Below are 9,845 nucleotides of genomic sequence, written 5' to 3' on the forward strand. Positions count from 1 at the left end.
TGTGGGTTTTTGGGGTGGTTGTGGGTTCCTGTCTTTTGGGGGTGGGGGGGGGTGTGGGTTTTCACAAAAAAGCGGGGGGTGTTCTGGCGCAGGGGGGCTAGGGCGGGGGCGTGGGCGTTCCTGGGCTGGTGGGGGTCGATGGTGCGGGAGCCGCGGAGGGTGGGCCAGTCCCGGGTGAGGAAGATGTCCTTGATGGAGGTGGGCACGCCGTCGAGGCGGCCGCGGGGTTCGCCGCGGGCCCAGCGGGTTTCGGCGGCGCGGGCCTGGTCGAGGGCGCGGTCGGCGTCGACGAGGCAGTAGGCGTTGACGGCGGGGTCGGCGTCGGCGATGCGGGTGAGGGTGGCTTCGGTGGCTTCGACGGGGGAGAGCTCCCCGGTGGCGAAGCGTTCGAGCATGTCGGTGGCGGTGAGGTCCGCCGGGGTGGTGGCGTGGGTGGGTGCCGCGTCTGGGGTCGAGGTCATCGGTTCCGCTCCGTTCCGCTGACGTAGCCGCGCTGCTTGTCCACTACGTTGCGCAGTTCGCCGCCGTGGGCGTAGCTGCGCAGGTTGTCCAGGAAGAGTTCCACCAGTTCGGTGGTCCAGCCGATGGTGTCGCCGGACATGTGCGGGGAGATCAGGACGTTGGGCATCTCCCACAGAGGTGAGGTGCTGGGGAGGGGTTCGGTGTCGAAGACGTCGAGGGCGGCGCCGGCGATGGTGCCCGCTTCGAGGGCTTCGACGAGGTCGGGTTGGACGACGAGTTCGCCGCGCCCGACGTTGATCAGGCGTGCGGTGGGCCGGAACCGGGTGAGGACGTCGGCGTCGATGAGCCCGTGGGTCTGCTCGGTCAGGGGTGCGGCGAGCACGACGTAGTCGTAGTCGCCGAGGACGTCGTGGAGCCGGTCGGAGGCGTGCACGGTGCCGAAGTCGGGGTCGCCGGTGCGGGCGACGCGTCCGGCGCCGTGCACGTGGAGTCCGGCGGCGGTGAGCCTGCCTGCGATGGCGCGTCCGATGGGGCCGGTGCCGACGACGAGGGCGGCCTTGCCGGTGATGCGTTCGGTTTCGCGGTGGCGCCATTCGCGGCGATCTTGCAGGCGCACGCTGGTGTGCAGGTCCTTGGCGAAGGCGAGGACGGTGGCCAGGACGTATTCGGCCATGGGTGCGTCGAAGATGCCGCGGGAGTTGGTGAGGGCGACCTGGGAGTCGAGCAGGTCGGGGAACAGCAGCCGGTCGACGCCGGCGCTGGCGGCGTGGACCCAGCGCAGCGCGTCGGCGTGCGCCCAGGTGTCGGCGACGGCGTCGGAGCGGAAGTCCCACACGAACAGCACGTCGGCGCCGGGCAGTGCGGTGGCGAGCTCGTCCTCGGTGGTGGGGCGGAGTTCGGCGGCCGCGGCGATGCGGTCCATGGCCGGTGGCGGGTTGCCACCGTGGAGGACGACGACGGTGGGGGTGTGGTGGGTCATGACCTGCCTTCGCGGTCGTCGGGGTGGGGTGCGCGTCGTCGCGGCGTTCCGGGCGATCGCGCCTGCCTGGCTGCCGATCATGGCCTGGAGTCGATCGTCGTCCGGGGATTGACACGCTAGGAAGCGCTCGTAGGATTGTCAACAATCCGCAGGTACCTCGCTGCGGGGCCGCCACCGGTCGGTGCGCGCGGCCCGCGGGGGAGGTCTTCGGCCCTGGGCAGGGCACGGCGTGACCGGTGGTGGTCGCGAGCCGAGACCGCGGAGACCGATTCCCATCTGCACGTCCCCCTCATGGAACGGAATTCACCATGCCCAGGTACCTGTCGATCACGTTGGAGAAGCGCGGTGTCTCGTGCGTGGCGGAGTTGCTGGACGCCGACGCGCCCCGAACATGCGAGGCCGTGTGGCAGGCGTTGCCGCAGGCGGGCCCGGTGCACCACGCGAAGTACGCGCGCAACGAGATCTACACGATGGTCGAGCGCTTCGCCGCGCGGGAACCGGGTCAGGAGAACCCGACGGTGACGCCGATCCCCGGTGACCTCGTGTACTTCTCCTTCGACAGCGGGATGCTCGACCGCGGGTTCAAGGAGGAGAAGGACCTGCAGGAGCTGCCGGGGGTGATCGACCTGGCGATCTTCTACGGGCGCAACAACCTGCTGCTCAACGGGGACGTGGGCTGGGTGCCGGGCAACGTCTACGGCTCCATCGTGGAGGGCTTGGCGGAGTTCGCGGCGGCCTGCAACGACGTGTGGCGCGCGGGCAGCGTCGGGGAGCGGTTGCGCTACGAACGCCGCTCGGGCTGACGGGGGCCGGACCGATGCCACCGGAGGACCTGCTGGGCGGGCTGCCGGGTCCGGTGCCGCAGCGCGGGGTGGGCGTGGTCGCCCCGTTCGACCTGGCGATGGATCGCGAGTTGTGGCGGTGGACGCCGCCGGAGGTGTCGCTGTACCTGACGCGGACCGCGTTCGTGCCGGTGCCGATGACGGTGGAGATGGCGTCGTTGATCTCCGACGAGGCGGCGGTGCACGCCGCGACGCGCGACCTGCTGACCCCGGAGCCGGAGGTGGTGGCCTACGCGTGCGCGTCGGGCAGTTTCGTCGACGGTGCGGCCGGGGAGCGGAACCTGACCTCGGTGATGCGGGAGGCGGGTGCGCCCGCGGCGGTGACGACCTCGGGTGCGCTGGTGCAGGCGCTGGAGGTGCTCGGGGCGCGGCGGGTGGCGATCGCGACGCCGTACGTGGCGAACGTGACCGAGCGGCTGGTGGGGTTCCTCGGCGAGCACGGTGTCGAGGTGGTCACCAGCGTGGGGCTGGGCCTGCTGGGCCGGATCTGGCAGGTCGGGTACCGGCAGGTGGTGGACATCGTGCGCTCGGCGGACCGCCCGGACGCGGAGGCGATGTTCATCAGCTGCACGAACCTGCCGACCTACGACATCATCGGGCCGCTGGAGCAGGAGCTGGGCAAACCGGTGCTCACGGCGAACCAGGTGACGATGTGGGCGGCGCTGCGGTCGATGGGGTTGCCCGCGGTGGCCCCGCAGCAGCGGCTGGTGCGGGCGTGTGCCGCGCCGGCCGCCTGATCGGCGCCGCTGCGGCGTGTCGATCGAATTACGAAAGCGTTTCTGCCATGTCGGGCGGCCCCGAACCGTGCGGTAACATTGTCGACAATTGACCGCCGGTCCGGTGTCGTTCGCCCGTGGTCCCGTCGGGATCGCGGGGCGATCAAGGAGGGAGCTGCCGGTGTCGACCACCGCGGGAATTCTCTACCCCGGATACAGCGCCGAGGACGACTACCCGGCCCTGCAACGGTTGCTCGGCGAGGACGTCGCGCTGCCGCTGGTGCACACCGAGATGCGCGAGGACGCCCACCGGGTGGACGCGCTGCTCGACGTCGGTTCCGACGAGGTCCTGGCCGACGGTGCCCGCGCGCTGCTGGCCCACGAGGTCGAAGCGGTGATCTGGGCGTGCACCAGCGGCAGCTTCGTCTTCGGCTGGGACGGGGCCCGCGAGCAGGTGGAGAAGTTGCAGGCCGTGACCGGGCTGCCGACCTCCAGCACCTCGTTCGCGTTCGTGCACGCCGCCGCGCGCCTCGGGCTGCGGCGGGTGGCGGTCGCCGCGACCTACCCGGCCGACGTCGCCGACCGGTTCGCGGCGTTCCTGGCGCACGGCAGCATCGAGGTCACCCGGCTCTCCAGCCGCGGCATCGTCACCGCCGCCGAGGTCGGCACGCTGGGCCGGGAGCAGGTGCTGGAGTTCGCCGCGGCCAACGACGATCCACCCGCGCAGGCACTGCTGATGCCGGACACGGCGCTGCACACCGCGCAGTGGCTCGACGAGCTCGAAGGGCGCGTGGGCAAGCCGGTGCTGACCGCCAACCAGGTCAGCGCGTGGGAAGTGCTGCGACTGGCCGGGGACACCCGCGCCCGCGAAGGGCTCGGGGCGTTGTTCCGGCAGACCGGTCCGGCGGACGGGCCGCTCGGGGGAGCGGGCCCGCACTAGCGGAGGCGATGAGGAGATGGTGTCGGTGCTCGGAGTCGACGAGCAGAACCAGCACGGCGAGTTAGAGCCGGTGCAGCGCAAGTCCACCGCGGCGATCGTGGCCGACCAGCTGCGCTCGGCGATCATGTACGGGTCGTTGCCGCCGGGCAGCCAGATGGGCGAGGCGGAACTGGCGTCCCGGCTCGGGGTCAGCCGCGGCCCGCTGCGGGAGGCGATGCAGCGGCTGGTGCAGGAAGGGCTGCTGCACAGCGAACCGCACCGCGGGTTGTTCGTGACGACGCTGGACGCCGACGACGTCGCCGACATCTACCTGGCGCGGCTGGCGGTGGAGCGCGCGGCGTGCGAGCGGATCGTGCGCCACCACCGGGTGGAGGCGGTCGCGGAGCTGACCGCCGCGCAGGCCCGCATCGTCTCGGCCGCGGGCCTGGGTGATGCGATCGAGCTCTCCGACGCCGACCAGGAGTTCCACGAAACCCTGGTGCGGGTCTCGGGCAGCCCCCGGTTGCAGCGGATGGCGCAGACGCTGCTGGTGGAGAAGCGGATGTGCCTGACGGCGTTGCAGGACAAGTACACCGCGGACCCGCAGACCCTCGTCGACGAGCACGCGGGCCTGGTGGATGCGATCGAGTCCGGCGACGAGGCGCTGCTGCTGGCGAGGCTGGAGGCGCACATGAACGACGCGCTGGAGCGGCTCAACGCCTTCGCCCCGCTGCTGTCGGAGTCCGACGCGAGCTGACCGGCCGGCGCCGGGCCGCGGTGGGGCGGCCCGGCGCGGAAGACAGGTCAGTGCGCGGGCGCGACCGGTTCGGGCAGGCCCGCTTCGGCGCGCACCGCGCGGCCGGTGACCTCCACGGCCTTCAGCGCGTCCACGACGGCGTCCGCGGTCACCGGGAACGGCAGGTTGTGGATCGTCTCGTCCGGGTGGCAGGCCGCTTCGGCCGCGGTGCGCAGCACCGAGTCGTCGGCGTCGCCGAGCCCGGCTTCGGTGAGCGTGGTGGGCAGGCCGACACGGGTGGTGAACTCGACGAAGTCGTGGATCTCGCTGCTCGGGCGGCCTTCCAGGATCAGCTGCGCGATCGACCCGATGTTGACCTTCTGGCCGTGGGCGAGGCCGTGGGTGTGCGGGACGGCGGTGAGCCCGTCGTGGATGGCGTGGGCGGCGGCGAGCCCGCCGGATTCGAAACCGAGCCCGGACAGCAGCGTGTTGGCCTCCACGACCTCTTCCACCGCGGGCGTGACCAGGTGGCGTTCGACGGCGCGCACCGCGGGGATCGCCGATTCGTGCAGGATGTCCCAGGACAGCTGCGCCAGCGCTGCTCCGGCGCGGGTCGCGGCCCCACCGGCCATGGTGGTGGCGTTGGACTGGCGCACGGCGCGGGCTTCGATCCAGGTGGCCAGCGCGTCGCCGATCCCGGCGACGAGGAACCGGGCGGGCGCGTCGGCGACCAGCTGGGTGTCGACGAGGACCAGCGCGGGGTTGCGGTGGTAGAAGCGGTAGGACTCGAAGGAGCCGTCGGCGGTGTAGACGACCGACAGCGCCGAGCAGGGCGCGTCGGTGGAGGCGACGGTGGGGACGCTGACCACGGGCAGCCCGGTGTCGTCGCCGGCGGCCTTGGCGGTGTCGATCGGTGCGCCACCGCCGACTCCGACGATCACGTCGGCGCCCTGGGTGCGGACGGCTTCGGCGACGCGGCCGCTCTCGGCGGCGGTCGGCACTCCGCCGAACCGGTCGAACAGCACCGGCAGCCCGGCTGCGGTGAACGATGCGGTGATCGCGTTCTCGGTCAGCCCGCGCACCACGTCGTCGGCGAGCACCAGCGGGCGGGCACCGAGCTTCGCCACGTAGGAACCCAGCGAGTCCAGGGCGCCGCGGCCCTGCACGTAGCGGCCGGGCGAGATCAGCGTGCGCAGTGCTGCGGACGTGTCGGTCATGGATGGTGCCCTTCCTGCGTTCGACCCGGTGGACCGGGGTTCGCCCCGAGGGGATCGTGTGGTGCCCGCACGCGGCAACCCGCTGCTCCACATGCTGATAACGCGCTACCCGCGACGTGCCGGAGCGGAAACGCCCCGGCGGTGTCGGTGCAGGTCGCGGGTTCGGGCGAGCGTGCCGGGCCGGTCCCCGCGTGATCGGTGTCGCAGTGCGGGGCGGTTTCAGCGCCGCGGCAGGAACGCCAGGGCCCGCCGGGCGTCGGCGGTGCCGAGTTCGGCGAGGCGGGTGCGCCAGAACGCCCACCGCTCGGGGGTGAAGCCGTGGCCGCGGATCCCGCGGTCCCGCGCCAGCGGCCCGAGCCGGTCGGGTCCGCGGTCGTGGTCGGCGTACGTCCGGCGGGTGCGGGCGAACCCGGCCAGCACCGGCCCGCTGTGCTCGGCCCAGCGCAGCACCGCGGCCAGGTCCGCGGGCGGTTCGGGGTGTTCGAGGTGCTCGCGCAGCGCCCACAGGGCGTGCAGGGAGAAGTCGATGCCCGCGGTGGTCAGGCGGGCGGCGAACGCGGCCAGCGGCACGGCACTGGTGGGGTCGGCGTCGCAGGCCTCGCGCAGCTGTGCGCCGAAGCAGGGCAGGTCGGTGAACACCTCCAGCCCCCACACCCGGTCGGCGCCGGGCAGCGGGCCCAGCTCGCGCAGCGCCACCAATAGCGCGACCAGCGCGGGCTGGGTGCCGGGGCGGGTGCGGGCGGTGGTGAGCACCGGCTGCCAGGCGGCCCAGAGGATCTCGGCGGTCGCGTCCTCGCCGAGGCCTGCGGTGCTGGCGCGGCGCACCGGTGCGGCGAAGCGTTCGGCGCAGGCGGTGGGTGGTTCGTCGCCGCGCAGGTGCTCGGCGAGCAGCGCCCGGTAGTGCTCGGCGGCGGTCTCGTGATCCACCGGGGCGACGCTACCGGCCCCGGACGTGGCGGGGGGGGGCGCGCAGCGCACGCGGGGCACCGGATCCGGTTGCGGAGCAGCGGGTCACAGGCCGCCGATGGCGATGTACTTGGTCTCCAGGAACTCGTCGATGCCGACCTTGCCGCCTTCGCGGCCCAACCCGGAGGCCTTGACCCCGCCGAACGGGGCGGCCGGGTTGCTCACCACGCCCTGGTTGAGGCCGATCATGCCGCTCTCCAGGGCTTCGGAGACGCGCAGCGCCCGGTTGAGGTCGCGGGTGTAGACGTAGGCGACCAGCCCGTACTCGGTGTCGTTGGCCTGGTCGATGGCGCTCTGCTCGTCGGTGAAGGTGCTGATGGGCGCGACCGGCCCGAAGATCTCCTCGCGGGTCATGCGCGCTTGGGCGGGCACGTTCTTGAGGACGGTCGGCGGGTAGAAGTAGCCCTCGCCGTCGTGGCGGGAGCCGCCGACGACGACCTCGGCGCCGTGCCCGACGGCGTCGTTGACGAGTTCGTCGACCTTGCCGAGCTGGGTGGCGTCGATCAGCGGGCCCACCTGCACGTCGTCGGCGACGCCGCGGCCGAGGCGCAGCGACCCCATGCGTTCGGCGAGGCGGCGGGAGAACTCGTCGGCGACGTCGGCGTGCACGTAGAACCGGTTGGCCGCGGTGCAGGCCTCGCCGATGTTGCGCATCTTGGCCTGCATGGCGCCTTCGACGGCGGTGTCGAGGTCGGCGTCGGCGAACACCAGGAACGGGGCGTTGCCGCCGAGTTCCATCGACACGTTGAGGACCTGCTCGGCGGACTGCTCGATGAGCTTGCGGCCCACCGAGGTGGAGCCGGTGAAGGAGAGCTTGCGGGCGCGCCCGTCGCGGATCATCGGTTCCATCACGGCACCGGCGCCGACGGCGGTCACCACGTTGAGCACCCCGTCGGGCAGGCCCGCTTCCTGCAGGATCTCGGCGAGCGCGAGCATCGACAGCGGCGTCTGGTGCGCGGGTTTGATCACCGAGGTGCAGCCGGCGGCGATGGCCGGGCCGATCTTGCGGGTGCCCATGGCCATCGGGAAGTTCCACGGGGTGATCAGCAGGGTGGGGCCGACGGGCTGCTGGGTGACCAGGAAGCGGCCGGTGCCGCTGGGGGCGACGGCGTAGTCGCCGCCGATGCGCACGGCTTCTTCGGCGAACCAGCGGAAGAACTCCGAGGCGTAGGTGATCTCGCCGCGCGCTTCGGGTAGCGGTTTGCCCATTTCCAGGGTCATCAGCAGGGCGAGGTCCTCATGGCGCTGCTGGATGAGCTCGTAAGCGCGGCGCAGGATCTCCCCGCGTTCCCGCGGCGGGTGCTTGGCCCAGGTGGCCTGGGCTTCGTGCGCGGCGGCGAGGGCGGCGATGCCGTCTTCGGGGCTGGCGTCGGCGACCGAGCACAGCGCGCGCCCGGTGGAGGGGTCTTCGACCTGGTAGGTGCGGTCGCCGGTGGCCGCGCGCCACTTGCCGCCGATGAGCAGCTGCTTGGGGGCGGCGTCGACGACGGCGGCCTCTCGGGACTCGGTGCCTGCGGGGGAGCTGCTGGAGGTGCTCATCTCTGTTCTGCGGGCCTTCCGTGTCGGCGGGTGGACATGACGCAGCCGTGATGGTTGCATGTCCCTCGCGATTGTCAACAATCCTACATTGCTTGGAGTCGGACATGGCTGAGCTCTCGCCGGCGTTGAAGCAGGCGACACCAGTGCTGGCCGCCCGCGGGGAGGGCGTCTACCTCTACGACGAGGACGACCGCCGCTACCTCGACTTCACCGCCGGCATCGGCGTCACCAGCACCGGACACTGCCACCCCCGCGTGGTCGAAGCAGCGCAGCGCCAGGTGGGCACTCTGATCCACGGCCAGTACACGACGGTCATGCACCGGCCGCTGCTCCAGCTGACCGAACGCCTCGGCGAGGTGCTGCCCGCCGGGCTGGACCGGATGTTCTACGTCAACTCCGGCAGCGAAGCAGTGGAGGCCTCGGTGCGGCTGGCCCGCCAGGCCACCGGGCGCCAGACCATCGTCGCCTTCCACGGCGGGTTCCACGGCCGCACCATGGGCGCCGGGGCCCTGACCACCTCCGGGATGAAGGTGCGCGCCGGGATCGGGCCGATGATGCCGGGCGTGGCGTTCAGCCCGTTCCCCGAGACCTACCGGCACGGCTGGTCGGAGGCCGAAGCGGTGCGCTTCGCCCTCGCCGAACTCGACCAGCTGCTGCTGACGGTGACCTCCCCGAAGGACACCGCCGCGTTCATCGTCGAGCCCGTCCTCGGCGAAGGCGGCTACATCCCCACGCCCCCGGAATTCCTCGAAGGGCTGCGCGAACGCGCCGACCACCACGGCATCCTGCTCATCGCCGACGAGGTGCAGACCGGTGTCGGGCGCACCGGGAAGTTCTGGGGCCACCAGCACTCCACCATCACACCCGACATCCTGATCACCGCCAAGGGCATCGCCAGCGGCTTCCCCATCTCCGGCATCGCCGCCTCCGCCGAACTGATGGGCAAGGCGTGGCCCGGTTCGCAGGGCGGCACCTACGGCGGCAACGCGGTCGCCGCGGCCGCCGCCCTGGCCACCCTGGACGTGGTGCGCGACGAGCACCTCGTGGACAACTCCGCCGAACAGGGCGCCCGCCTGCAGGAAGGGCTGCGCAAGGTCGCCGCCGAACACCCCGTCATCGGCGAGGTCCGCGGCCGCGGCCTCATGATCGGCAACGAGTTCACCACGCCGGACGGCGCACCCGACACCGCCACCGCCACCCGCGCGCACGCCGCCGCCGCCGAACGGGGCCTGCTGCTGTTGACCTGCGGTCCCGCGGGCAACGTGGTGCGGATGATTCCGCCGCTGATCGTCACCGCCGAACAGGTCGACGACGGCGTCGCCCTGTGGTCGGAGGCGGTGTCGGCGGCCGTCAACGGCTGAGCACCGTCGAGGGGCGGGGGGGGGGGGCGGGGGGGGCCCCCCCCCCCGGCGGGGGGGGGGCCCCCCCCCGCCCCCCCCGGGCCCGCCCCCCCCACCCCCCCCGGGGGG

General features: G+C 72.5%; 10 protein-coding genes. 5 read left to right on the top strand and 5 right to left on the bottom strand.

Annotated features, from left to right (window positions below; genetic code table 11):
• Together LCD35_RS26210 and LCD35_RS26215 are read right to left on the bottom strand one after the other, a co-directional pair.
• Positions 1-461: amidase family protein (locus LCD35_RS26210; protein ID WP_255615619.1), on the bottom strand; the 461-nt coding region annotated here is incomplete at its 3' end.
• Entirely contained in the window at positions 458-1,441 is a 984-nt protein-coding gene (locus LCD35_RS26215) for a D-2-hydroxyacid dehydrogenase (RefSeq protein WP_225045117.1), read from the bottom strand. The genes LCD35_RS26210 and LCD35_RS26215, both read right to left, overlap by 4 nt.
• A 308-nt stretch (positions 1,442-1,749) precedes the next feature.
• Between LCD35_RS26215 and LCD35_RS26220 the strand changes: the two genes are divergently transcribed.
• The 4 genes from LCD35_RS26220 to LCD35_RS26235 all read left to right on the top strand — a co-directional run bounded on the left by LCD35_RS26220 (position 1,750) and on the right by LCD35_RS26235 (position 4,675).
• Positions 1,750-2,244: a DUF3830 family protein gene (locus LCD35_RS26220; RefSeq protein WP_224961495.1), complete on the top strand. Its 495-nt coding sequence runs from the start codon at positions 1,750-1,752 to the stop codon at positions 2,242-2,244.
• 14 nt (positions 2,245-2,258) lie between these two features.
• On the top strand, positions 2,259-3,020 hold the full coding sequence (locus LCD35_RS26225) for an Asp/Glu racemase (RefSeq protein ID WP_224961494.1): 762 nt from the start codon (positions 2,259-2,261) through the stop codon (positions 3,018-3,020).
• 160 nt (positions 3,021-3,180) lie between these two features.
• Complete coding sequence (locus LCD35_RS26230) at positions 3,181-3,939, top strand: maleate cis-trans isomerase (protein ID WP_225045118.1); 759 nt, start codon at positions 3,181-3,183, stop codon at positions 3,937-3,939.
• A 25-nt stretch (positions 3,940-3,964) separates the two neighbouring features.
• Positions 3,965-4,675, top strand: coding sequence for a GntR family transcriptional regulator (locus tag LCD35_RS26235; protein ID WP_224961489.1), 711 nt, complete (start codon positions 3,965-3,967; stop codon positions 4,673-4,675).
• 47 nt (positions 4,676-4,722) lie between these two features.
• On the opposite strand, the gene LCD35_RS26240 is transcribed toward LCD35_RS26235, so the two are convergent.
• The 3 genes from LCD35_RS26240 to LCD35_RS26250 all read right to left on the bottom strand — a co-directional run bounded on the left by LCD35_RS26240 (position 4,723) and on the right by LCD35_RS26250 (position 8,376).
• Positions 4,723-5,871: a glycerol dehydrogenase gene (locus LCD35_RS26240; protein ID WP_224961487.1), complete on the bottom strand. Its 1,149-nt coding sequence runs from the start codon at positions 5,869-5,871 to the stop codon at positions 4,723-4,725.
• A gap of 219 nt (positions 5,872-6,090) precedes the next feature.
• Positions 6,091-6,798: a DUF3632 domain-containing protein gene (locus LCD35_RS26245; protein ID WP_225045119.1), complete on the bottom strand. Its 708-nt coding sequence runs from the start codon at positions 6,796-6,798 to the stop codon at positions 6,091-6,093.
• An 84-nt stretch (positions 6,799-6,882) separates the two neighbouring features.
• Positions 6,883-8,376 (bottom strand): NAD-dependent succinate-semialdehyde dehydrogenase, encoded by a 1,494-nt coding sequence (locus tag LCD35_RS26250; protein ID WP_224961483.1) that lies wholly within the window; start codon positions 8,374-8,376, stop codon positions 6,883-6,885.
• 104 nt (positions 8,377-8,480) lie between these two features.
• On the opposite strand from LCD35_RS26250, the gene LCD35_RS26255 reads away from it, so the two are divergent.
• Positions 8,481-9,737, top strand: a complete 1,257-nt coding sequence (locus LCD35_RS26255) for an aspartate aminotransferase family protein (RefSeq protein ID WP_224961481.1) — start codon at positions 8,481-8,483, stop codon at positions 9,735-9,737.
• The last annotated feature ends 108 nt before the right edge of the window (positions 9,738-9,845 follow it).

The organism is Saccharopolyspora sp. 6V (assembly GCF_020176785.1).
GTDB lineage: Bacteria > Actinomycetota > Actinomycetes > Mycobacteriales > Pseudonocardiaceae > Saccharopolyspora_C > Saccharopolyspora_C gregorii.

What these genes read in the sequence shown, in the direction of transcription:
- LCD35_RS26240 (WP_224961487.1), bottom strand. Translation starts at nt 5,871, where the DNA reads ATGACCGACACGTCCGCAGCACTGCGCACGCTGATCTCGCCCGGCCGC.
- LCD35_RS26215 (WP_225045117.1), bottom strand. Translation starts at nt 1,441, where the DNA reads ATGACCCACCACACCCCCACCGTCGTCGTCCTCCACGGTGGCAACCCG.
- LCD35_RS26225 (WP_224961494.1), top strand. Translation starts at nt 2,259, where the DNA reads ATGCCACCGGAGGACCTGCTGGGCGGGCTGCCGGGTCCGGTGCCGCAG.
- LCD35_RS26250 (WP_224961483.1), bottom strand. Translation starts at nt 8,376, where the DNA reads ATGAGCACCTCCAGCAGCTCCCCCGCAGGCACCGAGTCCCGAGAGGCC.
- LCD35_RS26220 (WP_224961495.1), top strand. Translation starts at nt 1,750, where the DNA reads ATGCCCAGGTACCTGTCGATCACGTTGGAGAAGCGCGGTGTCTCGTGC.
- LCD35_RS26255 (WP_224961481.1), top strand. Translation starts at nt 8,481, where the DNA reads ATGGCTGAGCTCTCGCCGGCGTTGAAGCAGGCGACACCAGTGCTGGCC.